The organism is Gymnodinialimonas sp. (assembly GCF_059726805.1).
This window is the reverse complement of the sequence record NZ_AP041059.1, coordinates 590,701-613,846: the sequence shown is the minus strand read 5'-3', so window position 1 is coordinate 613,846 and position 23,146 is coordinate 590,701. Positions and strand designations below refer to the sequence as shown.

Genomic DNA, 23,146 nt, shown 5'->3' with positions numbered 1-23,146 from the left:
AAGGTCAGCTTCACCCAGATGAAGGACGGGACAAAGGAAGAATACGCGCTGTTGGAGCGGTTGGAGAAACCGTTCCTGGCGTTGACCGCCGACCGGGTGCTGGAAGAGTTGCGACGGCAAGAGCACATCACGCTGGAAGGCTACCGCGTCACCCGGTTGGAGCACGCGGTGCAAAGCGCCACTCGGGCGGAGCGGGACGGCGCGGACATCGACTGGATCGTGGGCGCGCTGCTCCATGATATCGGCGATGGGTTGGCGCCCCAGAACCATGACCGGATGTCGGCGGAAGTGATCCGCCCCTTCGTGCGTTGGGACGTGGCCTGGGTAGTGGAACACCATGGCATCTTCCAGATGCTCTACTACGCGCATCACTACAACTGGGACCCCAACGCGCGCGACCGCTACCGCGATCACCCCTGCTTCGACAGCTGCGCCACCTTCTGCGAGCGCTGGGATCAGGCGAGTTTCGACCCGGACTACGACAGCCAGCCGCTTTCGCATTTTGAGCCGATGGTCCGCGCGGTGTTCGCGCGCAAGGCTTATGACCCTGCGGTGGTGAAGGAAGGCGAGGTCTCGGGGCTGGTCGCGCCGTAGGCGCGCTAGGGGCTTGTCGCGCCATAAGCGCGGGCCTCTCGCTCCCCATTCACAGGTGGCTTGTTGCCTAACAAACGCAGGGGAGCGCCGGGATCGTTGTCCCCGCAAGTTTTCCTTTCACGCCCCCGCGCCCTGCGGTTAACGTGCGGCCCAAGCTTGGCCCAAGCGGTCAGGTGCGAGAAACAAAACCACCAACGGGGGACCACAATCCAATGGGAAAACGTGACGAACTGATCGCACAATATGCCGACGACCTGCGCAACAAATGCGGGATGGAGCCGGACATGGCGCTGCTTGAGAAGGTGACCATCGGCTGCGGCCCGGCGATTTACAACGCCGATGCCTCGACGGTGGCGGGCTCTCAGCCGTCCGAGCTGGAGACGGTCAAGACCAATTTCCTGATGAAGAAACTGGGCCTGCCCGACGGCCCGAACCTGATGGAAGCCATCCATTCGGTGATCGAGACCTATGGCAAGTCCGAGCGCAACAAATACCGCGCCGTTGTCTACTACATGCTGACCAAGCATTTCGGCAAAGAGAGCGTCTACGGCTGAACCGCCTAACTCTTGAAGAAAAGGTCCGTCCAGATTGGGCGGGCCTTTTTCTTTTGTCGTGAAGCCTTTGACTAAAATGCGGCGGGCATTTCCTTTGCGCCCCCCGAGGGTTTGCCGTTACATACGCGGCGTCCGGCCAGCACGGCGGACCCAGATTCAGATACACGAGTGGAGCGAGGCCACGCGTGGGTGAATGGGGGGTCCTGAGGGGTCGGGACCCCCCATTTTTTTGTACGCGATCAGCCGTACCACCGGCGCAGCGCATCACAGGGTCTTGCCGTAGATGTGAATAGCTTTTGGCTATCGGCAAAGCGTAGCCTGCCTCCAACCTTAGTCTTTGGAGTACCCCCCATGCGCCTTCTACTTCCCACCCTTGCCCTCTGCGCGGGCCTGGGCGCTTTCGCGTCCGCCCCCCAAGCACAGACCACCGCAACCGCTGTCGCCTCGGGCCAGTTCCAGGATGCCGACGCGCGCCACCAGGGCGCGGGCACGGCTGTTCTGGCGCAGACCTCTGACGGCAGAACAGTGCTGCAGTTCCAGGGATTCTCGGTCACGCCCGGCCCGGACCTTGAGGTTTGGCTGGTCGTCGATGAGGCGCCCGGCACGTCCGCTGCCGTGCTGGCCAGCCAATGGGTCTCGCTCGGCTCGCTGCAATCGGCCAGCGGCGCGCAGACCTATGAGATCCCGTCCAACGTGGATGCCACCGCCTACGGCAGCGTGGTGATCTGGTGCGAGGATTTCAGCGTCTTGTTCGCCACCGCGTCGCTTCGGTAGCGCAAGGACGGCGGGATAATTCCCGCCCTACACCCCGCCCAGTTCGCAGACCACCTTCCACTCCGCCTCTGTCACGGGTTGGACCGAGAGGCGGGAGTTCTTCACCAGGACCATATCCGCAAGGCTGTCCGTCCCCTTGATCGTGTCCAGTGTCACGGGGGTGGGCAGCGGTTTTACGGCCTTGATGTCCACACATTCCCAGCGATCGTCGGCGGTGGTGCTGTCGGGATGCGCCTCGGCGCAGACTTCCACGATGCCGACGACGGATTTCTCTTTCTGCGAATGGTAGAAGAAGCCCTGATCGCCCACCGCCATCTCGCGCATGAAGTTGCGGGCCTGGTAATTGCGGACACCATCCCATTCCTCACCCGCGTCGCCCTTGGCGACCTGATCGTCCCAGCTCCAGACGTTGGGTTCTGATTTGAACAACCAATAGGCCATCAGCCGATCACCTTCTTCCATTGCTCGATCCGCACCTTCTCGAACAGGCCCGCCTTGGCGTAGGGGTCGTTACCGGCGAAATCGTAGGCCTCTTGCATCGTCTCGACCTCGATCACCAGAAGCGTGCCGGACATCGCGCCCTCGTCGTCGATGAAGGGCCCGGCCATGACCAGCTTGCCGCTGTCACGCGCATAGGCCAGATGCGCGTCGCGGTTATCGAGGCGGGTCTGCAGGTGACCGGGTTTGTCGGTGGCGATCAGGGCGCAGAGCATTTTCTCGGGCATGGGCGGTTACTCCGGTTTGAGGGGACGAGACAGAAGGTGACTGAGCGCGCCGTCGATGTCGAGGGTGCCATCGGCCAGCGCCGCTATGGTGTCGGCAATCGGCGTATCCTCGGGCGAGGCGGCCAGTTGCCGCGCCGTGTGCAGGCCTTCCACGGTGGTCCCTTCGGGGAGCGTATCACCCGTCGCCAGCGCGTGACCAAAGCGAAAGTTGCGCGACTGGGTGGAGCCGCAGGTCAGCACCAGATCCCCCAGGCCCGAGAGCCCCGTGAGCGTTTCCGGCAGCGCGCCCTTGGCGGTGGCGTAGCGCGTCATCTCGGCAAAGCCGCGTGCGATCAGCGCGGCGCGTGCGCTGTCACCCAGGCCCTTGCCGATCACCGCGCCCGCCGCGATGGCGATGACGTTCTTCAAGGCGCCACCCAGTTCGGCGCCGATCACGTCTTCCGTCCGGTAAAGCCGCAGCGATGGCGTGCTGAGCGCGTCTTGCAGCGCCGCGCCCTCGCCCGCATCGGCGCAGGCAATGGTCAGCGCCGTCGGCAGGCCCCGCGCAATATCTGCCGCGAAACTGGGGCCGGTGAGCTGCGCCACAAAAGGCGTGACACCTGCGAGGAGGGCCGTGGGACCACGGCCCGAGGAGAGGTCGATGCCCTTCGCGCAGGACACCGCGACGCGCGCGTTCAGCCGCGCGGTTTGCGCAAAACGCCCCATGCTTTGGGTCGGGATCGCGATCAAGGCGACCTCAGCCCGGCAGGCGCTCAGATCTCCCGTCACACGCACGCCCTGCGGCAATGCATGGCCCGGCAACCGCGGGCTTTCCCCGCCATCCAGCGCGCCCGCATCCCGCGCCCACAGGGTCACGTCGACCCCGGCCCGCGCGTAGGCAATCGCGAGGCCCGTTCCGAAGGCCCCCGCGCCGATCACGTCGAGCTTCATGCCTTGGCCCCCTTCTTGCCCGAGCCGATCATCGGTGCCGCCGCCGTATCCAGCGGCCAGCGGGGCCGGGCGACCAGGTCCATCCCGTCCACGCGCCCGCCCTCGAACGCCAGCATCCCGGCGTAGGCGATCATCGCGGCGTTATCCGTGCAAAGCGCCAGGGGCGGTGCGGCGAAGGGCAGGTCCGTGACGTCTTCCAGAGCGGCGCGCAGGGTCTGGTTCGCGGCGACGCCGCCGGCCACGGCGAAGGCCGTGACCTCGCCCAAAGCCAGCGCGCGGCGCGATTTTTCGGCCAGGACCTGGGCCACGGTCGCCTGGAACGCGGCGCAAATGTCGGCGCGGTCTTGCTCGGTCAACCCGCCATTCGCCTCCACCAACCCGTCCCGAAGCCGCAGTACCGCCGTTTTCAGGCCCGAGAAGCTGAGGTCGCATCCGGGGCGGTCCAGCAGCGGTTTCGGCAGTTTGAACCGCGCCGCATCCCCATCTCGCGCCGCGCGTTCCACCGACGGCCCCCCGGGCTGGGGCAGGCCCAGAAGGCGCGCGACCTTGTCGAAGGCCTCACCCGGCGCATCGTCAATGGTGCCGCCCAGGCGCATGAACGTCTCCGGTCCTTCAACGCGCAGGAACTGACAGTGGCCACCCGAAACGAGCAACAGCAGGTAGGGAAATGCCAAATCATCCGTCAGCCGGGGCGTCAGGGCATGGCCCGCCAAGTGGTTCACGCCGATCAGAGGTTTTCCCAAGCCCATCGCCAACCCCTTCGCGGCCATGACCCCCGACAACACACCCCCAATCAAACCCGGCCCGGCGGTGACGGCGATGGCATCCACATCGCGCAGAGATATGCCTGCCACGGCCACCGCCTCTTCCACCACCAGATCCAGCGTTTCGGCATGGGCGCGGGCGGCCAACTCGGGCACTACGCCGCCGAAGGCTGCGTGCAGGTCTGTTTGCGAGGAGACGACGTTGGACAGGATCGCCGCGTCGTCACCCGACCCGCGCAGGACGGCGGCGGCCGTGTCGTCGCAACTGCTCTCGATGCCAAGGATCGTCAGGGACATGGGCGTGTTCTCGTCTATGCGCTACCGCTTCGCTGCTTGAGCGAGGGGGCTTTTTACGCGCTCTCGCTTCGCTGCTTGAGCGCGGGGGTCTTCTATGCGCTATCCCTTCGCTACTTGAGCGCGGGGTTGCATTGTGTGGCTGTGGCCTGCGAGGTAACACTGCCGCCCATGCAAGTCCACCAAACGCCCACGCTTCTGCTGACCCGCCCGCGCCTCGCGTCCGAGCGGTTTGCGACCGGCGTGCAGGGCGCCGACGTAGTGATTGCGCCACTGATGGAGATCATCGGCACGGGCACAGACATCGCGCTAGACGGCGTGGCGGGGTTGATCCTGACGTCCGAGGCTGTCGTGCCGTTCCTGCCGCGCACCGCGCTGCCTGCCTATTGTGTCGGTCCCCGCACGGCGACAGCGGCGTGTGCGGCGGGGTTCAAAGCGGAGGCCCTGGGGCAAGACGCGGAGGGGCTGATCCAGGCACTGGCCAAACTGCGCCCCCCGGGCCCGTTGCTCCACCCCCATGGCACCTACACGCGCGGCGACGTCGCGGGGCGGCTTTCCGCCCTCGGCCTGCCCACCACGGGCCTCGCCGTCTATGACCAGCGCGAGGTTCCCCCCAGCCCCGCGTTTCACGCCGCGCTGACGCTTCCCGGCCTGGTCGTGCCGCTGTTCTCGCCCCGCAGCGCCCGGCTTTTTGCCGCCGCCGCGCCGTCCGTTCCTGACACTGCCCAGATCATCGCCCTCAGCCCCGCCGTGGTCGAGGCGCTGCCCGACACCCTGCGTGCTCAAACGCGCATCGCCGAGGCACCCACAGGCGATGCAATGCGCGGCATCCTGGTGTCCTTGGGCGTGAAATGGAATTCCCCCTAGAAGCCAGCGCGGCGTCATGACAGTTTGCATTGGGCTGACTCGCCCCGCCCGCCGCGCTAAGTTGATGGGCGAGACCACATAATTCAGCAGGGGGCCGCTACCCATGGCGAAAAAATCGTCGACCCGTTCGGGACGTCAGAAATCCCAAGACGACAGCGTTTCGCCCGAAAGCGTCGCGGCGGAAACCGTTGACGGCGCGGGTGAAATGGGCGGCGATACCGTTGTGTTGGGCGATGATACCCTGGGCGAAGACGCCGTGGCCGTAGAAGCCACCGACGAGGACCGCGTGACGGTCGAGCCCGGCGATACCACCGCCGCAGAGGGTGACGCCGAAGACCCCGCGCAAACCGAGATTGTCGAAGCAGAGACGGTGGAAGACACCGTCGCCGCCGAAGATCAGGCGCAGCCCGCGCCCGAGGCGCAGGCTGCGCCAGAGGCAGAACCCGCGCCGGAACCGGAAGCTCCGGCCCCGACCCCTGCCCCTGCCCCCGTCATCGAACAGCGCGGCCCCGGCATGGGCGCGCTTTTGATCGGCGGCGTTGTCGCCGCAGCGCTTGGATACGGTGCCGCCGTTTTCGGATTGATGGGCGGGGAAGACACCTCTGCCACCGACACCGCCTTGGCCGAAGCGATGGCCGCGATTGAAGCACAGCAAGGCACGATCACCGCGCTGGAGGCCGAGGTCGCCGCACTGTCCGCCGTTGAGCCCCCGGTGATCCCGGAAGTGGACCTGTCCGGCGTCGAAGGCGCCATCGCAGGTGTGGCCAGTGACGTCGCAGGCGTCAGCACCACCATCGAGGCCCTGACGGGCCGCATCGTGTCCCTGGAAGAGCGCCCGATTTTCACCGGCGATGTCTCAGCCGATACCGCCGAGATGACGGAAGCCCTTGAAGCCATCGAAGCGCGCATCGCGGCCGAGCAAGCCGCCGCCGCCGAAGCCATTGCCGAGGCCGAAGCCGCCCAGGCCGCCGCCGCCGAAGAAGCAGCCGCCGCCGCAGAGGCCGCCGAAGCCGCCATCGCAGAGGCCGAGGCCCAGGCCGCCGCCGAGGCCGACGCGGCCCAGACCCAATCCGTCATCAGCCAAATCCAGGCAGCCGTCGCCTCGGGCGCACCCTTTGCCGATGCCCTGGCCGCGCTGCCGGGCGACGCCCCCGAAGCGCTTGCGGCGACAGCCGAGGCCGGCGTGCCGACAATGGAAGACCTGCAAGCCGCCTTCCCCGCCGCCGCCCGTGCCGCCCTGCCCATCGCCCTGCGCGAGACGGCGGGTGACAGCGCCACGGACCGTGCCGCTGCGTTCCTTTTGGGGCAGATCGGCGGGCGCTCGGTCGAGCCGCGCGAAGGCGATGACCCCGACGCCGTGCTCAGCCGCGCCGAGGCCGCTGTGGCCGCCGGTGATCTGGAGACGGCCTTGACCGAAATCGCCGCCCTGCCCGAGGGCGCCCAAGCGATGCTGAATGACTGGGTCGGCCAGGTGGAAACCCGCGCCGCTGCTGATGCTGCGCTGGCGGAGCTCTCCGCCACGCTTGAAAACTAAAGGCCCCGTTCGGGCCAAACGAAGGATCGCGCCGCATGCTCTGGTCGCTGCTTAAAATCATGATCTTCATCCTCATCGTCGTGGGGGTTGTCTTCGGCATCACCTACCTGCTGGAGATGGAGAACCTCGGCCTGTTGATCATCTTCGGGCGAGAGTTCGTGATCACGCCGTTCCTCGCCGTGGTTGCCGCGCTGGCCTTGCTGCTGGCGGTCTGGGTCCTGTTCAAAGTGGTGGGCCTTCTGGTCGCCACTCTGCGGTTCCTGAACGGCGACGAAACGGCGGTCAGCCGGTATTTCGACCGCCGGTCCGAGCGCAAGGGCTATGAGGCGTTGAGCGAAGGCATGATGGCGCTGGCCGCTGGCGAAGGCCGCCTGGCGATCCGCAAGGCAGAGCGCGCGGGCAAGTACCTGGGACGGCCCGAGCTGACGAACCTCGTGGTGGCGCAAGGCGCCCAGATGGTCGGCGATGACGCGCTGGCGACGCAGACGTTCAAGGCGATGGTCACCGACGATCGCACGCGCTTTGTCGGTGTGCGCGGGCTGATGCAGCAGAAGCTGGACGCGGGTGATACCGATACCGCGCTGAAGCTGGCCGAAAAGGCGCTGGTGCTGCGCCCGAAGAACGCCGATGTGCAGACGACGCTGATCTCTTTGCAGTCGCGTAACGAGGATTGGGCAGGCGCACGCGGCACGCTGGCCGCCGCCTTGAAGGCCGGCAATGTGCCCCGCGATCTGCACCGCCGCCGCGATGCCGTGCTGGCCATTGCCCATGCCCGCGACGCCATGGCCGAGGGCCAGGTGGCGACCGCCACCCGCGATGTGGCCGAGGCGAACCGCCTTGCCCCGGGCCTGGTGCCCGCCGCCGTGATGTCGGCGCGGATCGACGTGGAAGCCGGACGCAAGCGTCAGGCCGTCAAGGCCGTGCGCCGCGCCTGGGATCAAGCACCGCACCCGGATCTGGCCGCTGCCTTCGCGCTGATCGAGCCCGATGAGACGCCCGCCCTGCGCCTGCGCCGTTTCCGCCCGCTTCTGGGCAAGCACCCGGGCCACCCCGAAGTGCGGATGCTGGAGGCCGAGCTGCACATCGCCAATGAGGATTTCCCCGCCGCCCGCAAGGCCCTGGGCGATCTGGCCGAGACCGCGCCCACCGCGCGCTCTGTCACCATCATGGCGGCAATCGAACGCGGCGAAGGCGCCCCAGAGCGCGTCGTCAGGGGCTGGCTGGCCCGCGCCGTCACGGCACCGCGCGGCAACCAGTGGATGTGCAACAGCTGCGGCCACGTCCACGAAGACTGGACGCCGGTCTGTGCCAATTGCGAAAGCTTCGACACCCTGGAATGGGCCGAGCCGCGCCAATCCGAGGCCTCGCTCGTCGGCCCCGCCCAGATGCTACCCCTGATCGTCGGCGCCCTGGAGGACCAGAGCGCGGCAGACGACGCCGAGGTGGTCGCCGAGGACGTGCCCGACGCGCAGGACATCACCCCGGCCGAGCCGGAAGACGCAGAAGTCACCTCCGAGGCAGAAGCCCAGACGACGCGAAATTAGCCCTATCCAAACCCCGCGCGCCTTGCTAAGAGCGCGCCCGGTACGCCGCTGTAGCTCAGATGGTAGAGCACGTCATTCGTAATGATGGGGTCGGGGGTTCGAGTCCCTTCAGCGGCACCACTTCTAGTATCAGGGCCTTCGAGTGCCTCTAACGCTTTGAATGGAAACGCTATTTTCGGGGTTCTAGCACCCTCATTCCGGCAGTAAAAAATTCGGTCGGCAATCGCCAGTTTCAGCACCGTGCGACGCAGGGCGATGTGGCCTGAAGCCCATAGTTTAAAGGGGTTTGCGAGGAATGTGAGGACCGGTTCTAGTTTTTCCTCGAAGCTGCCCTGCGGCTCCGCTTCATGTGTTAGTTTTTCGACCAGAACTGCCTTCTCGTACTCTAACTCTTCGATGCGGTCCTCGTAGCGGCTGATGACTCGGACGTTCCTGGCACCCACAATCCGGTCGAGAACGGTCTCAATTTCTTTGTCGAGTGATGCGATCTGTTTCTTGGCTGTGCTCAGGATTTCTTGCGCCTGATGTCTTCGGGAGGTCCAGGCGTGCCGGAACATGGCTGTGGCAAGCTTCATGAGCTTGGGGGCAGGCTCGAGGGTTTTGATGATCTCACCCACATCACCCTCAAGCTTATCGCGGCGGATGGACTTACCATAGGCCTCGCAGCCTTTGGACTGACACAAATAATACGGGTGTGACTTACCATTGCGGCCCCGGCTGAACGACGACCGCAGCGGCACCTCGCAGCACGCGCAAGCTACCATGCCGCGCAGGGCGAATTGGTCACCGATGTTCTTGCGTTTTGGAGCCTTGGCGTTACCCGTGCGACGCTTTTGCACCTTCTCGTAGGTCTCAAGCGAGATCAGCGGCTGATGCTGCGCTTTCAGCCAATGGATGCCGTAACGCTCCGAGCAGATGTACGCGGCATAAACAGGTTGAGTGAGGACTCTCGAGACACGCTCTTGCTTCACGTCACCATGTTTGTTGCGGGGGAAGTCGGGGAAGCTCTCGAAGAACCGCCTGACCTCTGCCTGCGTCGCAAATCGGCCTGATGCATACCCCTCATAGGCCTCAGCGACGATCGAGGCGAAAGGTTCATCTGGGACCAGCAGCTTTCCTCTGCCCTTTACCGCGACGTACTCTAATCCGACCGGTGCATCGTGGACCCAAAAGCCTGCTTCCATACGCGCCTGCATCTTTTGAGAGACTTGCCGCCCATTCTGTTTGCGCTCCAACTCGCCCTGGGCTGCGATGATGGTCTCAATGAATTCGCCCTCTGGATTGTCCTCTTCGAACTTGAAGTTCAGACACTCGACCTGCGCTCCGCGCTGCCGCAACGCTTCCCCGCCGCATCGGCTATGTCCGTGTGTCTACCGCTGAGCAAATAGTTGCGCGGCAGCTGCTACAACTTGAAGCCCATTGCGACGAGTTAAGGATTGAATACGTTTCGGCGGTCGCGGCCTCCCGTCCCGTGTTCGAACTCCTCATGAATGACCTTCGCAAGGGAGATACTTTGGTCGTATTGGACGTGGACCGCGCCTTCCGCAGCGCAATCGATGCCCTGTCGGTCGTTCAGACGCTCCGAGACCTCGGCATCAGCTTTGACATCATTAACCTGCCAGTCGACGTGCAGAGTGACCTTGGTGAGTTCCTTTATGGCAGCATCGCGCTTTTCGCGCAGTTAGAGCGCAAGATCATCCGGCGCCGCACGCGAGAGGGTCTTGCCGCGGCACGACAAAGGGGTGTGCGTTTAGGACGACCAGCAACGCTGAACGACACTACAATCCGCGACGCCCATCAATGGATGCGATCCGACGAAATCCCCTGCCGCTATGTGGCGGCGCTCCTGGGCGTATCGCGTTTGACCCTCCAGCGCGGTTTCCATCGGCTCGGGCTCGAATACCCAATCAAGCCGAAAGAACGAGAGGCAGCATGACCACCAGCATTTACGGGATGAATGAGGCGCAGATCTTCCGTCTCGATTCCCCTTTCGTGGCAATCAAAGACCCCACGATCCGGCAGAAATTCCTACGCACGGTGAAAGCGTGGGCGCTAGATCAGTGGAGCGGTGCGAACGAATTGTCTTGCCGCTGATCCAAAACGATCAGATCGCGAAGTCTTCGAGCGACTTTCCCGCTGCAAGACCTCCTTTGATCCACTTTGGCTGCCGACCACGGCCTGTCCAAGTGAGCGCGGAGTTTTCAGGATGAATGTATTTCGCGGCTCCTTGTGACTTGGCTTTTGTGGGATTCCCACTAATCAGATCTTTGAGTTTGAACCCGTGCTTTGTCGCGACCTGCTCAAGCTCTGCCAAAGCCTCTGCGCGCTTACGGGCCTCAAAACCTTCGACCGCCTTTGCCGTCTCTTTCTGAAGCTGTTTCAACTCCTCTAGCGAGAGCTTTTCCAGATCCATTTTCTTTGCCATTGCGGCTCTATCCCTTTGTTGTAACCCATGCGCCAAATCACTAGGCATATATGCTTTTGTGTCTTACTGGATCTTTAGTGGAAATTCAATTGCAGCAGATATTCTGCGGATCAACGAACTCCGCCACTTCTGTCATCCACTGGCTTATTGCAGGGTAGAACCAAGATCGAAATTAACCCATGATCTCAGTTGTGCGGCCGTTTCAAAGCGATGATTACGCGGCATTCCTACAGTTCTATCGTCTGTGTTTGAACCACTATGACATTCCGCATAACAACATGGCGCAGGAGGACCGGATCTCATCTCAAATGAGCTCAGAGCGGCACATGTCTTGCCACCTTGCGTTCGACCAGAACACTCCAGCTGGTTTCGCGACTTGGAACCTGAGCTTCCCGTCTGGCCCAGGGCTCGCTCTGGTTATGAAAGAACTATTTGTGTCGCCGGAGTTTCGGGGAAATCGAGCAGGCACAGCTTTGCTTGCGGCGCTGATCGACGTAGCCAAAACAAACGATTGTGAACGCATCGACTGGGCCACCGATGGCAACAACCGTACGGCGCAAAGCTTCGACCAACAGATTGGCGCCTGATCGTTTCCAGAGGTGAATTACCGCATCTCCGGGGCGGAATTCGCGCTGTTTAGGATTCCACAATTTGTTCTAGGCGGACATCATCAAAGTATGTGACCCACCCTCGAAGTTATGTTCCCCAATCAAGCGGAAAAAATAAAAAGGGCAGTCATCGATCAAGCGGACCTGTGTGCATATTATCTACGAACTCTCAAGAACGGAATTTTTTGTTGCATAGTTTACTCAAAATCTGCGGCAACAACTTAGGGCGACCAACGGCTGCAACTTGGGCGCCACGCCTCTGTGTCTCCAAAATAGCGCACCCAATCTGATGCTGAAAGATTTCTTCCTGCTCTCCTTGTGCAAAGCGTGTCGAAGATCAAATTGGCGCCGACGGGAACAAGTCGCACGGTGTGCGGGTGTTGGCTGGCAGCAGGTCCATCCCTGACGTAGAGCCAATCTCCGCTGGGACTAATACCTACAACCTCGCCATTTTCCGGTCCAATTCTGAGAAATTCGGCGCCAGTCGAAACCTCGGACATCCGAATGGTCTCATCAGCGCCTTGAAAGACAACCATTTCCCCGGAATAGTCATAATATATGCGCGAAATGGGAGCGCTATGCTCGATCCGCGCCAGAATTTCGTTGGACCGAGTAGAGACGACTTCCAGCCAACGGGCGTCACGCTGTGTGTAGGCATACGTCTCTCCGTTCGGTGAAATCGTCATAAGATGGGGATCAGTACGTGGGGACAATAGCGAAGTTGAAGACGGGCCATCCAACAAATCCCAGTAGGAATACTCACCACCAATCGCCCAAATTTGATGACGGCAATTGAAACTGCGCGAGATAGTCCGACCTTCCTCAGGAAATCTCACTCTTTCAAGCTCTCGATCACTTTGAAAAAAAGCGTTTGAGCTTCCAATTGCAATTATTTGATTGCCGGGAGCAGAAAACCCAATACAGTTCAAGACCCTTTCATCCTCCAAGCTACTAAGATCTATTTGAAGTAATTCGCCTGTTCTTAGATCATGTACTTCGAAAGATGGGCTTCCATCTTCTACTTGATTAGGTTGTCTGTTAGTCTCAACAACTATTAGGCTTCCGTCAGCTGAAAATCCAAGAATTTCATTGAATTCCGCGAATTGTGGGCTCGGTTGCGGCGCTTGTATGTGCTGCAGGAGACCGAATAGGTCGCTAAAAATTATATTGTTCTCGGAAGCAAAACGTCCGTTCACTTGGCCACCAAACTCACCAAGCGTTTCGACTTGGTAGTTTGAGAATTCTACTGCGGCGCTACTCCATAGCCAAAAAGCTCTTAACAGTCCATCAGTACTAGCGGAAAATAGCCACTGGCCTTCAGGATCGAGGGAGATTGAGGAAATGGATCCCCCGTGCTCAGCTCGAAAAATCTCCGTTCCTGAAGTCGCATCTGATACGCGTATGGCTCCTGCTGTGCTTCCGGTAATGAGATATCTACCTGATGGATCGAAAATTGCGTGCACGAGTCCTTCTGAATGCTCCACACCAAGATCGACCCGTCCACTATCATACCACACATTATTGCCGCCCGAGAATATTCTCATTTCGCCGTTCGGAGCACCGATTGCAAGGGGGAATCCTTCAGGTCCAATTGCAATTTCAGGATAAAACGCCGCCGGTGTATTTAATCCAACTCCGGGCGTGAAGGCCTGCGCTCCAGTTGCGGTATCAAACACATAGGCCCCACCCCAAACAGACGTAGCTGCAATGCGTTCGCCATCAGGGAAGTATTGTAAGTTTACGATGTAACCTCCGTCTTCAAAAATACGAGGCTCGGCCTGTAAGTTATTCGAGTTAAATATTGCTACTGCATAAATCTCATCCCTATTTCCAATCGCTATTTGTTGTCCATCTGGGCTATAATCAATTGAACTGGCGGAGTATGTGGTCCTGGTGCGGTCGACGAGCGCTCCGGAAACCGTGTTTACGATTGCAATTGTCGCCTCGTTGGGAATTGAGAACGCAAGGTGCTCGGAATTAGGGCTGAAGTCGGCCGCCGCACTTTGTTGATTCGGATGAATACTGATGACCCGCCCAGATCTTGCATCCAACAAAAATGAAGAATCAAATGCGGGTCCACCGAAAAATATTCGATTCCCATCAGGGCTAATAATAAAGATAGTATCATGTAGATAGCTACCCGAGGGTATTTGAGATGTTTCGAGGTTCGTGCGAACCAATTCAGCTTGGGAAGTAGCGTCATAAACTAAAAAGGAGCTTGTGCTTAAAATCACGATTTCTTCGAATACGGGGTTATAGGCCATTGCAACGATTGGCTCGCCGACATCAATTTCAAAGACTGGCAACTCTCGTGTGGATTGAAATGCTGTGTTGAGAGCAAGAGAAGATGGAAACCTGTGCCATGCTTCAATCGAAAGCGCGGCGGCGCGACGGGCCGCTGTGGAACCGCTTGTCTCGGTCAGCATCAGCCGCGCATCGGCGGCCATCAGAAACGCCAGTACCCTTTCACGTGCCTCTTGTTCTCGTGCCGCTGCACCTTCTGCCAAAATGCGCTGCTCAGCTTCTCTATCGGCGGCCGTTTGTGCCAGCCGCTGTGCCTCACGAGCTAAATCGCGCTGGAGCTCGGCGTTTTCTTGAGCCAGCCGCGCGTCTCTAGCCGCAGCCGCCGCAAGGTTAAAAGCATCTTCAGCCTCTCTTGTCGCCTGTTCCGCTAGCAAAAGGGCCTCTTCTGCGCGCGTCCGCTCTTCCTCTGCGCGGGCTAAAGCTTGTTCCGCGATCCGTAGCTGCGCTTGCTCACGCTCGAGAGCGGCGCTCTCGGCTTCCCGTGCGGACTCTGCTTGGATGAGCGCGGCCTCAGTTGTAAGAACATTTTCTTCAGCGACGAGGCGTGCTTCAACCGCTGCTGCCTCGCTTAAAGCCGCGCGCTGCCAAAACACGCCAACACCAACGAGGGATAATAATAGGAGAACCGCTAACCCAACCAAGCGACGAAGCGCCAGTTTTTGGCGTTGGTCTGACTGCTCGAGAATCCTAAGTCGCTCCTCTCTCTCGCGCACTCTATGCATTTCGGCCTCTTGTCGCGCCGAAACGCTTGCTTCAATCAGTGCGTTCTCGGTGGCACTGAACGCACTCCCATGTAATTCCTTCCAATGCTCTGCCTCTATCAGAAGGTCTTCAGTAAGCACCGAACCACGCGAACGGTGGTTTTCTACGTAGGCGCGGAGGCGTTGGCGCCAGAGCCCAAAGGCGCGATCTTCGTTGAGCCAAGACATCAAACGGGGCCAGCTTCTAATCAGCGCCTCGTGAACAACTTCTACCGACTCTTGACTAGTCGCAGCGTCGTGGCCGATCATGACCAACCTCGCTTCGGCAAGCGATTGTACGAGCGGCCAGTCCTCTGCTGAAAAGTCGCTCCGCAAAGCAACGGATCGCGTGTCCTCTGTTTCGTCGCCAGGTGCAGCGAGCAAAACAAGACGAAGGAAAACGCGGCGCAGCCCGATGCGTTCCTTTTCCGTGCAATCACCGTGGAACGTTTCAGCGTGTTCTGCCAAGGCACCAGCGACGCCGCCGATTGCCCGGTATTGAGCGTGGGTTAGCTTGCGCTCTTCCTGACGTTTCCATAGTCGGTCAAGAGCAAACTGCATCAGTGGCAATCCACCTGTATTGCCGGCCATGTCGGCCACGATCTCAGCTGTAAGGCCGGGCTCGAATGACACGTCGAACTGCGCAGCTGGGTTTTCGATAGCCATAGCCAGTGCAGTTGGAGTCATTGGACCGAGTTTCGCGTCGGCATCTGTCATAAGTTCCGCAAGCGCGCGGTGCCTGAGTGCAATGCCAGTAAAATCCGCTCTGAGTGTCGCAACCGCGTGGACGGTCACCTTTCGGCTATTCTGGCGGCCAATTGCACTCAGAACCGCCAGAAACTCATCAATTCTTTGAGCGTCATCGTTTTCGGATTCGAGCGGTTGGCGACGATCGTCAAAGGTGAAGAGCTCCTCAAACTGATCGATCACGATGCAAAGGCGCTCCGCATGTGTGATTTCTGATAGTGCTGTCTCAATGAGTTCTAGTGCCCCTGCTGGATCATCGAGAAGGCGTAGCTCGTGTGCATCCGCTCGGGATTGGATGTCTGATCGCGAGCCGTCACGTCCCAACGCCAGCTTAGCGAGCGCATGCGAAAGCTGATAAAGTGGACGTCGCCTTGGCTGGAATACTATTGTTGACCACCCACCGGCCTCCGCAAGTCGCGGCAATAGCCCCGCCATAACAACGGATGACTTGCCAGAACCAGACGGTCCAATAACCGTTAGAAATGGAAGTCGGTTTACCTTTTTCTCAAGTTCGTCGATGAACTCGTCCCGGCCAAAGAAAAGATCCCGGTCCTCTTCCGCAAAAGCCGCCAACTCTTTGTAAGGCTTGGCAAGAAGTGGCCACGCGCGCGCAAGCAAGGAAGTGGGGATGACATGGGCAAGTCTTCGCATGGGATCCGGATCCGCAGCAGCGACCATGCCCAATAGGCGGTCATTTCTTTCTGAGAAGACAGGGGCTCCACTGAAGCCTTGTTGCACAAAGTAACCTATTTTGTCGGTGTCTAGAATTTGGCGCCAGCCACCTGAGTCGACTATCGAAAGTTCGCCGTCTGCGATCGTTGCGTTGTCGTTGCCAATCGGAAATCCAAAGGTGCGAAAAGGTGTTCCCTCGCCTGGATCGGACAATTGTGAATTTGCACTGTCCAAGCCGCCGAAGGCTGCACTATCAAGTTCAAGTACCGCGATGTCAGACAGCTCTCCGGGTTCACCCGAGCCGGGTTGGAGCATTGGTACCCATGCCACAACTCGGGAGTATACGCCGAAAATTCCTAAGTATGGTAAGTCGAGTAAAATAGCCTCGTCGGGACGCTCTTTAGTTCCCTTTCTGCGACGCAAACAATCATCAATAACGTGCGCGCAGGTCATGACGTGCAGATCGCCGATCAAAAAGCCAGCGCCCACGACAAGTCCTGCACTGTCCCTAAGCCGCGCAAGAACGGATTGCGCAATCGATAGATCGCGGTGAACTTGCATTAGGGTTTCTTTTCAGCCGACCACGTGAGGGTAACTTGCACGTTTGCCTCGGCAGTAGTTTTGGCCAATATCGCCCCAAGCTCGCCGGACAATTTGATGCCAAAGCTAGCTTCGATTTTTGTGGGTGCGGACGACAATGTAGACGTTTGCATCACGATACCCTCAGCGATAGGACGGATGCCAGACAGCGCTTCCGAAAATCCCTTTGTCGCCTGGTTTACCATTTCGCCGCCGCGTCCTACTGCCACAGGGCCGTGCGAAGCAGAGGCGTCTGTTTCGACCCTCACAATGCCACCAGCAGACTTGAATTCGTATACAATTCCACTCAATACTTCTCTCCTACATTTTCCAGAATAATCCGTCCTTGACCGTTGCATGAGTTAAAAACTGGATCAAGGATCTCGGCGGATGGGTCTTGACTGCCCGGCCCAAAGGAGACATTCAACCGAGCCCTTCGATGCTGCGGTGCGGCCTGCGAAAGTTGCCATTCACTGCTGACGCATAGCATTGATACTGCCGGGATTTGCAATACCAATCGGACAAAGGCGTAAGTGCTCCTGGCAACAATACAGTTTATTGATACAGTTCTAGCGATACGGGATTGGAACCACTGTCACCAACAATGACCATTACCGGCGGACGTTGCTCAGCCTTGAGCTCTTCTCTTAGCATTACCAGTTGAGCTGCATCCGTCAGACTTGGCGCCGTTCGTGCCCCACGTGGATGGGAATGCCATTCGCCAATATATGTTAGTTGATGCATCGTCCGCGCTCTTGCCTCAGCAATGCTATCGATGGTTCCCTGAATACCCCGTTCAAACGACGACGTTGAACCAGAACTATCAGGTGGCGCTTCCAACCCCATCGAAATCTCAATCCGTTTCTGCGCGTGATCAACGACCCCTAGTAGGATGCCTCCAGTTTCGCTAGGCAAATGGGCCTCGCGAAAGTCCTGGAGCTTTCGAGCAACCGCATCTGCCAAACAAATTTTCCAACCGTTCGCATTTACAGTCACACTACCAATGGTCGGAGTCACGCGATGCATATTGGTCCCGCCGTCTGCGTTGATGCTTGCGATCGTGATGCTTGCATCGGAAGAAGGCATATTTTTTCCGAGCACACTTGCGGCGATACTTGATAGTATTGCTGCTTTTGAGGCAGGAATTCTGCTGGTGACTGCGCGACATTGCCCGCCAGAGACAACGGCTTGATCCCCTGGCCACAAATGGTCACAAAGTGATCGGTTGTGACAGATTTCCGCGTAGTAGAGTGCCTCCAAACTAGCAAGATCGAGCGTTCTTGCGGCGTCTTCTTGGAGAACCACAACGGCGCTTCCGGAGGGATTGAAAAACGCGGAGATTGCAGGACTTCGCTTAGATATTGCACTGATGGTTCGACTAGCACCGAGAGAGGCGGTTAGATCAAGGATGCGATCTGATGTAACCAGTGCTTCGTATAGCGCTTCGGATTGATGTGCTAGCGATACTTTTTCATGTATTGTCTCGATACACAGGTCTGTGCGTATTGAGCCCAGATCGTCAGATAGCATCGCGGTCTTTGAATTTCCTAACGCGGATCCGCGCAATACGTGGCGCGCAAGATTGTGGGGCGCAAAAAACGTCATCGTCCACGATAGTGAGCTTCTCAAACGCGCCTTCGCGAACGAGTGATGTAATGCATTGCGAACCGATGGCTCCCGCTCCCAAAACAACAACACTTTTCCCGATTTCTTCGCGCCATTGTTCGTCATGACCCGCGTTGATTGATGCAACTTCGCCTTCGAACGAAAAGCTGAGGTTGGCCGACATCAATCGAATGCCTTCGAGTAGTTGCTCGTCTGTTTCTCCAGTTGGCAAGCAACGCCCGTACCTGTGAGCGACGCCTTCCGGCGTTTCGAACAAGAGGCCTGTCGCCACGCCAATCTCGCCCAGCGAAGCTTCTGTTCCGAGAAACATCGGTTCAACACTGTCGTGGCTTTCGTTTATTACGACAAACTGTATGAGCATCCGATATCCATAAAGCCGCTCGAGGCTGACGCCATTGCCCGTGATCTGAGCGTGGACTAGCCATGGTCGAAGTGCTGATAGTCTGACGGGTTGAACGTCACATGACGCTTTTTGTCACCATCCAAAGCAACTTTCACCTCACTCCCCGCGACCGCCAGAACCGATCCAAGCATGCCGTTCTTCACACCGAGGTCTTTGTTATTCTGCCCAAAGACAAGCCGATCCCCTTGCGCAAATGCGCGGGGGCCAGTCGCCGTCTTGAGCATCGTATCTGGCGGCGCAGCTTCCGGGCGCATGGCATCCCGGATCGCGACATTCAACGCATGCACGTCTTTTCGACGGTGGGCAAAGGCGAGCCGCGTTTTTTCAGGTGCGGCAGAGGCATCCATCACATAGGACTCAACCAGCGCGTCGATGGCTTGATCTCGACCGTCTGTGCGGCGCACGCTATCGTTCTTGGCATATCGATCCAGGGCTTCCGGGATGTCGCCGACCGCAAGCTCTTTTGAGGCCTGCTTCTGCCATGCCTTTTTTTGACGATAGATCTCTTTGAGTTCTGCCGCTCCATGACGCGCGACCAAATCCCGGAACGGTGTCCCAGCTTCAATCGGCTGCAGCTGATCTGGATCACCAACCAGCACAGTTTTGCTCCGATCTCATCCATCTTCTTGGTCACACGCGCCATCTGCCGCGTGCCAATCATCCCGGCTTCGTCGATTACCAGCACATCCCCTTTGGCAATCGGGGCATGTCCATTCTCCCAAGACAATTCCAGTGAGGCGAGTGTTCGACTTTGAATGCCGGAGCTCTCCTGCAAACCGTCTGCGGCTTTTCCAGCTAAGGCCGCGCCATGCACCGTGATACCTTGTCGGGTCCACGAATCTGCTGCTGCCGACAACATCGTGCTTTTGCCTGCGCCAGCCAGGCCGACGACTGAGGCCAATTGATTGTCGTCTAGAGCATGTCGAATAGCGCGTTCTTGTTCTTGGCTGAGCTTGCCGCCAAAGCTGCGGCGCATCTCCGCATTCTTGGTCTTCAAGGCAGCGTTGACATTGGAGGGACTTACGCCAAATCCTTCGGTTTTGGCCATCTGTGCGGGGGCCTGAGCAAGGAATCGCTCGGCGCGTTGGTAATCCTGGGTCGTGTAATGCGGGACACGATCACTGGCGAGCCGCACTGCGTCTGGCGATTGTAGCGCCCGATCCGTCAGCTTGGTGAGCTGCTGCGGGTCGTCAACGCATTTGGCCAGCTCGCGCAGCACATCGACGCGTTTGAACGCGACCTTTGTCTTGGAGAGTTCCGTCAGAACCAGTGCCGGGTTCTGTTCGATCTGGCGTCTACTGAGAGGATGATCCTCTTGCGGCTCAACCAGCTGCTGTCGAGGATCACGCCGCTCGACCTGTGGTCCAAACTCTCGATCTAATGCGCGACGTTCGGCGAGGTGGGCATTGATCAAGGCCTGCTGCTCTTTGCGATCTCTGGCTTCCGCCGCACGGGACGCCGCCTCTGCCTCTGCGACGACTTTCTGCCAACGGCCTGTCACGCGCAGAAAGGCCGCTTTCATGCCACGGGGGAGGCGTTCTCTGGCCTCGAACTGCCGACGAGCAGCCTGTTCCTGCAGCAGGGCCTCCCGCGCTGCCCGTTGTTTGGTAACTAATGCCTCGCGCCGAAGCGCATGCTGTGGATTGGGTTTGATTGTCTCTGGGCGTTTGAGCTGGTGTGCTTGCGCTTGCACTTCCTCGACCGACGGCAGGCCTTCCTCCGGACCCAATCGCCGCCGCATCTCACGACCCGTCACCCCACACCAGCGCGACAGTGACCAAACCTTGCCGTCGGCATCGACCGCGACGAAGCCGCGCCGATAACCGCGGGCCAGGGCATAGCCTTGCTCTATCAGAGCCGCCTCAAACGCCCCGCGAGAGTCAGAGCCGTTCCAACATTCCTGGAACAATGCCTTGGTCGCACCCCGATCTCGCTTGAGCCGTTTGGCTTGCTGGCTTTCCGCACGGCTCGTGTTCAGCGGGTCTCGGTCCGCGTGTTTGCGGAAGCCGTCTGGTAGGTCCCAGCCATGCTCCACGAAGATTTCGCGGCTAAGCCCAGTGAGCTTGCGTTTGTAATGCGATAGGTTGATCGCCTTCATCTGATCGGAATCGATCTTTGACCAGATCGCATGGGCATGGCGGCGGCCGTCTTTCTCATGGAGAACTACGGCGCGGGGTTGGCCTTCAAGTCCCAAGCTTTTCTCAACTCGGGCAATGACTGCTTCATATTCTTCGACAGAGACGCTTTCGGATGGCGGAGGGTTCAACGACAGCGAGAACAGATATTTATCGCATTTGGTGGCGCCGGAGATTGCCTCAGCTTCCGCGAAGGCGCCAAACAGATCATCCGCCACAAAGCCGTCAATGCCATGCACCGTCACATGGTCATTGTCGCGGGGGTTCATCAGATGCCGGGCCAGCTCCGCCCCAAAGGCCCGTTCGTTGCCTTCAAGAATCATAGGCGATCCGCGTGTTTGGGCCGCTTACCAAGCGCCTCCATCAGCATGGTGCGAATGGCCAAGACGTGGTCATAGGCCTCAGCGATTTGAGCCTTCTCCGTCTCGCCAACGACCAGGATGCCCAGATTGGCATGATGAGCGAGTTGGTTGAGATTGCTGGCAAACCGGGACTGACCAAGCAGCTCCAACGCCTCAGCTGCCGCCTTCTTGTCTGCCCGCGCGTCCGCAGGACGATGTTTGCGCAACTTCGCATCCTCGGCAAAGACACAGGCACGGATGTAAGCGCTGAGCGTCATACCAGCCGCCAACGCCTCCAGCCGGGCGCGTTCCTCTTTCGTCAGCCGGACCGTCAACGGTGAGATAGCCGTGCGTGGGGCGGGCGCCTTGGCTTCCAGCTTTGAAGGCACCGATGCGGTAGAGTTGAACTGATCCGGTAGCGTGCTCATGGGGACGGCTCCCATGACGGCGGAACCACTGGCGCAACATCACCAGCGGCCTGATCGACGGCGTCATCCTCTTCATCTGCCAACACCGCAAGCCTGTGGATAACTTCCGGCTCAGCCTTGAGAACATCCGACCAATTCTCTAATTCTGAAAGCAACCCGAGGTACTCGGAGGGTTCTAGGTTTGTCCTCTCCGGTGCACCAAATTCCAATCCGAACATGGTTAGAGACATCCTGGATTCCCTTATATATAAGGGAGATCAGGTATCTTCTTGTCCAACGCGGTCCAATGTGGACCGGGGACATATACCCCCAGTGGGGGTATGATCTGGGGGTATCGTGAAATATCCCCAAGGACGATACCCCCAGTCATGCCATTGTCAGACACACAGATTCGAAACTCCAAACCTCGCGACAAACCTTTCAAGCTGTCGGACTTCGATGGACTACACCTTTTGATCAATCCAAGCGGATCGCGACTGTGGCGTCTGAAGTACCGGATCAACGGCAAGGAGAAACTGCTGTCGCTGGGCGCATACCCAGCAATTGGTCTGGCAGATGCGCGTCGTCGTAAAGACGACGCGCGAGCGACATTGGCTGACGGACGCGATCCCGGCGTCGAGAAACAGGAAAAGAAGCGCGCTGATGCCGAAAAACGGGGCGTGACCTTCGCGTCTCAGGCTGAGGCGTTCATCGATAAAGCGCAGCGTGAAGGCAAAGCAGACGCCACCATATCAAAGACGGAATGGCTTCTCGGGATGGCCTGCGATGAATTTGGCACCACGCCGATCACAGACATCACCGCACCAATGATCTTGGCGTGCCTCCGTAAGGTCGAGGCGAAGGGCAACTATGAGACCGCCAAACGTTTGCGAGCTAGGATCGGCGGCGTGTTCCGCTATGCCGTCGCCAACGGCGTGACGGAAACAGACCCCACCTATGCCCTACGCGATGCCCTGATCCGCCCCACCGTGACGCCACGCGCTGCGATCACCGACCCAAAGGCGCTGGGCGGTCTGCTGCGCGCTATCGACGCCTTCCACGGTCAAGTCACGACCCGCATCGCGCTGCAACTGATGGCGCTGCTGGTCCAACGCCCCGGCGAGCTTCGTCATGCCCAATGGGACGAGTTCGATCTTGAAGCGAAGATCTGGACGATCCCTGAAGTACGCATGAAAATGCGCCGCCCCCATAGGGTGTATTTATCCGGCCAAGCGATCACCCTGATCCGCGAGCTTCAAAGCATAAACACCCAAAGCGCTTACCTGTTTCCCAACCTGCGCACCCTTCAACGCCCCATGAGCGAGAACACCCTCAACGCTGGTCTGCGCCGCATCGGCTACACGGGCGAAGAAATGACCGCCCACGGCTTCCGCGCGACCTTCTCGACGCTGGCGAATGAAAGCGGCCTATGGAATCCCGATGCCATCGAACGGCAACTCGCCCACATCGAGACCAACGCCGTTCGCCGTGCCTATGAACGGGGCGAACACTGGGAGGAGAGGATCAGGATGATGAATTGGTGGGCTGGATATTTGGATGAGCGGCGCGGGGGCTAGCG

General features: G+C 59.4%; 23 protein-coding genes, 1 tRNA gene and 1 pseudogene. 12 read left to right on the top strand and 13 right to left on the bottom strand.

From position 1 onward, the window contains the following. The first annotated feature begins 18 nt into the window (after positions 1 to 18). The 3 genes from AC6I9R_RS03095 to AC6I9R_RS03085 all read left to right on the top strand — a co-directional run bounded on the left by AC6I9R_RS03095 (position 19) and on the right by AC6I9R_RS03085 (position 1,922). Complete coding sequence (locus AC6I9R_RS03095; protein ID WP_461429214.1) at positions 19 to 594, top strand: HD domain-containing protein; 576 nt, start codon at positions 19 to 21, stop codon at positions 592 to 594. A 212-nt stretch (positions 595 to 806) separates the two neighbouring features. Then, complete coding sequence (locus tag AC6I9R_RS03090; RefSeq protein ID WP_461429107.1) at positions 807 to 1,148, top strand: DUF2853 family protein; 342 nt, start codon at positions 807 to 809, stop codon at positions 1,146 to 1,148. A gap of 351 nt (positions 1,149 to 1,499) precedes the next feature. Then, positions 1,500 to 1,922, top strand: a complete 423-nt coding sequence (locus AC6I9R_RS03085; RefSeq protein WP_461429106.1) for a DM13 domain-containing protein — start codon at positions 1,500 to 1,502, stop codon at positions 1,920 to 1,922. Between the two features lie 27 nt (positions 1,923 to 1,949). Here AC6I9R_RS03085 and AC6I9R_RS03080 read toward each other — a convergent pair whose 3' ends face one another. From AC6I9R_RS03080 to tsaD, 4 genes are read right to left on the bottom strand one after another with little or no spacing between them, the layout of a single operon-like run. Beyond that, the gene (locus AC6I9R_RS03080; protein WP_461429213.1) at positions 1,950 to 2,363 is read right to left on the bottom strand and encodes an EVE domain-containing protein; all 414 of its coding nucleotides are present in this window, start codon (positions 2,361 to 2,363) and stop codon (positions 1,950 to 1,952) included. Then, complete coding sequence (locus tag AC6I9R_RS03075; RefSeq protein ID WP_461429212.1) at positions 2,363 to 2,635, bottom strand: YciI family protein; 273 nt, start codon at positions 2,633 to 2,635, stop codon at positions 2,363 to 2,365. The genes AC6I9R_RS03080 and AC6I9R_RS03075 overlap by 1 nt, the downstream gene beginning before the upstream one ends. 18 nt (positions 2,636 to 2,653) lie before the next feature. Then, positions 2,654 to 3,577 (bottom strand): NAD(P)H-dependent glycerol-3-phosphate dehydrogenase, encoded by a 924-nt coding sequence (locus AC6I9R_RS03070; protein ID WP_461429105.1) that lies wholly within the window; start codon positions 3,575 to 3,577, stop codon positions 2,654 to 2,656. Beyond that, positions 3,574 to 4,638, bottom strand: a complete 1,065-nt coding sequence (tsaD, locus tag AC6I9R_RS03065; RefSeq protein ID WP_461429104.1) for a tRNA (adenosine(37)-N6)-threonylcarbamoyltransferase complex transferase subunit TsaD — start codon at positions 4,636 to 4,638, stop codon at positions 3,574 to 3,576. The genes AC6I9R_RS03070 and tsaD overlap by 4 nt, the downstream gene beginning before the upstream one ends. Positions 4,639 to 4,806: 168 nt before the next feature. On the opposite strand from tsaD, the gene AC6I9R_RS03060 reads away from it, so the two are divergent. The 7 genes from AC6I9R_RS03060 (at position 4,807) to AC6I9R_RS03030 (ending at position 10,674) form a co-directional block, all read left to right on the top strand. Beyond that, positions 4,807 to 5,502: a uroporphyrinogen-III synthase gene (locus AC6I9R_RS03060; protein WP_461429103.1), complete on the top strand. Its 696-nt coding sequence runs from the start codon at positions 4,807 to 4,809 to the stop codon at positions 5,500 to 5,502. 103 nt (positions 5,503 to 5,605) lie between these two features. Then, positions 5,606 to 7,036, top strand: coding sequence for a COG4223 family protein (locus AC6I9R_RS03055; protein WP_461429102.1), 1,431 nt, complete (start codon positions 5,606 to 5,608; stop codon positions 7,034 to 7,036). A 35-nt stretch (positions 7,037 to 7,071) separates the two neighbouring features. Beyond that, complete coding sequence (locus AC6I9R_RS03050; protein WP_461429101.1) at positions 7,072 to 8,580, top strand: heme biosynthesis protein HemY; 1,509 nt, start codon at positions 7,072 to 7,074, stop codon at positions 8,578 to 8,580. A gap of 44 nt (positions 8,581 to 8,624) precedes the next feature. Next, positions 8,625 to 8,700 (top strand) — tRNA-Thr (locus AC6I9R_RS03045). A gap of 1,040 nt (positions 8,701 to 9,740) precedes the next feature. Further along, the gene (locus AC6I9R_RS03040) at positions 9,741 to 9,968 is read left to right on the top strand and encodes a hypothetical protein (protein WP_461429100.1); all 228 of its coding nucleotides are present in this window, start codon (positions 9,741 to 9,743) and stop codon (positions 9,966 to 9,968) included. Beyond that, positions 9,947 to 10,516: a recombinase family protein gene (locus AC6I9R_RS03035; protein WP_461429099.1), complete on the top strand. Its 570-nt coding sequence runs from the start codon at positions 9,947 to 9,949 to the stop codon at positions 10,514 to 10,516. Before AC6I9R_RS03040 ends, AC6I9R_RS03035 begins: the two co-directional genes overlap by 22 nt. Continuing rightward, entirely contained in the window at positions 10,513 to 10,674 is a 162-nt protein-coding gene (locus tag AC6I9R_RS03030) for a hypothetical protein (RefSeq protein WP_461429098.1), read from the top strand. The genes AC6I9R_RS03035 and AC6I9R_RS03030 overlap by 4 nt, the downstream gene beginning before the upstream one ends. A gap of 10 nt (positions 10,675 to 10,684) precedes the next feature. On the opposite strand, the gene AC6I9R_RS03025 is transcribed toward AC6I9R_RS03030, so the two are convergent. After that, entirely contained in the window at positions 10,685 to 11,005 is a 321-nt protein-coding gene (locus AC6I9R_RS03025; RefSeq protein ID WP_461429097.1) for an H-NS histone family protein, read from the bottom strand. A 179-nt stretch (positions 11,006 to 11,184) separates the two neighbouring features. Here AC6I9R_RS03025 and AC6I9R_RS03020 point away from each other — a divergent pair, with 179 nt between their 5' ends. Then, positions 11,185 to 11,592, top strand: coding sequence for a GNAT family N-acetyltransferase (locus tag AC6I9R_RS03020; protein WP_461429096.1), 408 nt, complete (start codon positions 11,185 to 11,187; stop codon positions 11,590 to 11,592). A 242-nt stretch (positions 11,593 to 11,834) separates the two neighbouring features. Here AC6I9R_RS03020 and AC6I9R_RS03015 read toward each other — a convergent pair whose 3' ends face one another. The 8 genes and pseudogenes from AC6I9R_RS03015 to AC6I9R_RS02980 all read right to left on the bottom strand — a co-directional run bounded on the left by AC6I9R_RS03015 (position 11,835) and on the right by AC6I9R_RS02980 (position 21,818). Continuing rightward, positions 11,835 to 16,637, bottom strand: a complete 4,803-nt coding sequence (locus AC6I9R_RS03015; RefSeq protein WP_461429095.1) for an nSTAND1 domain-containing NTPase — start codon at positions 16,635 to 16,637, stop codon at positions 11,835 to 11,837. Then, positions 16,637 to 16,966, bottom strand: a complete 330-nt coding sequence (locus AC6I9R_RS03010; protein ID WP_461429094.1) for a CU044_2847 family protein — start codon at positions 16,964 to 16,966, stop codon at positions 16,637 to 16,639. The genes AC6I9R_RS03015 and AC6I9R_RS03010 overlap by 1 nt, the downstream gene beginning before the upstream one ends. A gap of 244 nt (positions 16,967 to 17,210) precedes the next feature. After that, complete coding sequence (locus AC6I9R_RS03005; RefSeq protein ID WP_461429093.1) at positions 17,211 to 18,185, bottom strand: Mov34/MPN/PAD-1 family protein; 975 nt, start codon at positions 18,183 to 18,185, stop codon at positions 17,211 to 17,213. After that, a complete protein-coding gene (locus tag AC6I9R_RS03000; RefSeq protein ID WP_461429092.1) occupies positions 18,175 to 18,642 on the bottom strand; it encodes a ubiquitin-activating E1 family protein in 468 nt (155 codons plus the stop codon). Before AC6I9R_RS03000 ends, AC6I9R_RS03005 begins: the two co-directional genes overlap by 11 nt. A gap of 56 nt (positions 18,643 to 18,698) precedes the next feature. Beyond that, positions 18,699 to 19,088 carry a hypothetical protein gene (locus tag AC6I9R_RS02995; protein WP_461429217.1) on the bottom strand — a complete coding sequence of 130 codons (390 nt, stop codon included), beginning with the start codon at positions 19,086 to 19,088 and terminating at the stop codon, positions 18,699 to 18,701. Positions 19,089 to 19,136: 48 nt separating this feature from the next. Next, a pseudogene (locus tag AC6I9R_RS02990) lies at positions 19,137 to 21,088 on the bottom strand (AAA family ATPase); the annotation flags it as partial. A 50-nt stretch (positions 21,089 to 21,138) separates the two neighbouring features. Beyond that, positions 21,139 to 21,588 carry a plasmid mobilization protein gene (locus AC6I9R_RS02985; RefSeq protein WP_461429091.1) on the bottom strand — a complete coding sequence of 150 codons (450 nt, stop codon included), beginning with the start codon at positions 21,586 to 21,588 and terminating at the stop codon, positions 21,139 to 21,141. Beyond that, positions 21,585 to 21,818, bottom strand: a complete 234-nt coding sequence (locus AC6I9R_RS02980; RefSeq protein ID WP_461429090.1) for a hypothetical protein — start codon at positions 21,816 to 21,818, stop codon at positions 21,585 to 21,587. Before AC6I9R_RS02980 ends, AC6I9R_RS02985 begins: the two co-directional genes overlap by 4 nt. 138 nt (positions 21,819 to 21,956) lie before the next feature. On the opposite strand from AC6I9R_RS02980, the gene AC6I9R_RS02975 reads away from it, so the two are divergent. Continuing rightward, the gene (locus AC6I9R_RS02975) at positions 21,957 to 23,144 is read left to right on the top strand and encodes a tyrosine-type recombinase/integrase (protein WP_461429089.1); all 1,188 of its coding nucleotides are present in this window, start codon (positions 21,957 to 21,959) and stop codon (positions 23,142 to 23,144) included. Positions 23,145 to 23,146: the final 2 nt, after the last annotated feature.

What these genes read in the sequence shown, in the direction of transcription:
- AC6I9R_RS03095 (WP_461429214.1), top strand. Translation starts at nt 19, where the DNA reads ATGAAGGACGGGACAAAGGAAGAATACGCGCTGTTGGAGCGGTTGGAG.
- AC6I9R_RS03090 (WP_461429107.1), top strand. Translation starts at nt 807, where the DNA reads ATGGGAAAACGTGACGAACTGATCGCACAATATGCCGACGACCTGCGC.
- AC6I9R_RS03085 (WP_461429106.1), top strand. Translation starts at nt 1,500, where the DNA reads ATGCGCCTTCTACTTCCCACCCTTGCCCTCTGCGCGGGCCTGGGCGCT.
- AC6I9R_RS03080 (WP_461429213.1), bottom strand. Translation starts at nt 2,363, where the DNA reads ATGGCCTATTGGTTGTTCAAATCAGAACCCAACGTCTGGAGCTGGGAC.
- AC6I9R_RS03075 (WP_461429212.1), bottom strand. Translation starts at nt 2,635, where the DNA reads ATGCTCTGCGCCCTGATCGCCACCGACAAACCCGGTCACCTGCAGACC.
- AC6I9R_RS03070 (WP_461429105.1), bottom strand. Translation starts at nt 3,577, where the DNA reads ATGAAGCTCGACGTGATCGGCGCGGGGGCCTTCGGAACGGGCCTCGCG.
- tsaD (WP_461429104.1), bottom strand. Translation starts at nt 4,638, where the DNA reads ATGTCCCTGACGATCCTTGGCATCGAGAGCAGTTGCGACGACACGGCC.
- AC6I9R_RS03060 (WP_461429103.1), top strand. Translation starts at nt 4,807, where the DNA reads ATGCAAGTCCACCAAACGCCCACGCTTCTGCTGACCCGCCCGCGCCTC.
- AC6I9R_RS03055 (WP_461429102.1), top strand. Translation starts at nt 5,606, where the DNA reads ATGGCGAAAAAATCGTCGACCCGTTCGGGACGTCAGAAATCCCAAGAC.
- AC6I9R_RS03050 (WP_461429101.1), top strand. Translation starts at nt 7,072, where the DNA reads ATGCTCTGGTCGCTGCTTAAAATCATGATCTTCATCCTCATCGTCGTG.
- AC6I9R_RS03030 (WP_461429098.1), top strand. Translation starts at nt 10,513, where the DNA reads ATGACCACCAGCATTTACGGGATGAATGAGGCGCAGATCTTCCGTCTC.
- AC6I9R_RS03025 (WP_461429097.1), bottom strand. Translation starts at nt 11,005, where the DNA reads ATGGCAAAGAAAATGGATCTGGAAAAGCTCTCGCTAGAGGAGTTGAAA.
- AC6I9R_RS03020 (WP_461429096.1), top strand. Translation starts at nt 11,185, where the DNA reads ATGATCTCAGTTGTGCGGCCGTTTCAAAGCGATGATTACGCGGCATTC.
- AC6I9R_RS03015 (WP_461429095.1), bottom strand. Translation starts at nt 16,637, where the DNA reads ATGCAAGTTCACCGCGATCTATCGATTGCGCAATCCGTTCTTGCGCGG.
- AC6I9R_RS03005 (WP_461429093.1), bottom strand. Translation starts at nt 18,185, where the DNA reads ATGCTATCTGACGATCTGGGCTCAATACGCACAGACCTGTGTATCGAG.
- AC6I9R_RS03000 (WP_461429092.1), bottom strand. Translation starts at nt 18,642, where the DNA reads ATGCTCATACAGTTTGTCGTAATAAACGAAAGCCACGACAGTGTTGAA.
- AC6I9R_RS02985 (WP_461429091.1), bottom strand. Translation starts at nt 21,588, where the DNA reads ATGAGCACGCTACCGGATCAGTTCAACTCTACCGCATCGGTGCCTTCA.
- AC6I9R_RS02980 (WP_461429090.1), bottom strand. Translation starts at nt 21,818, where the DNA reads ATGTCTCTAACCATGTTCGGATTGGAATTTGGTGCACCGGAGAGGACA.
- AC6I9R_RS02975 (WP_461429089.1), top strand. Translation starts at nt 21,957, where the DNA reads ATGCCATTGTCAGACACACAGATTCGAAACTCCAAACCTCGCGACAAA.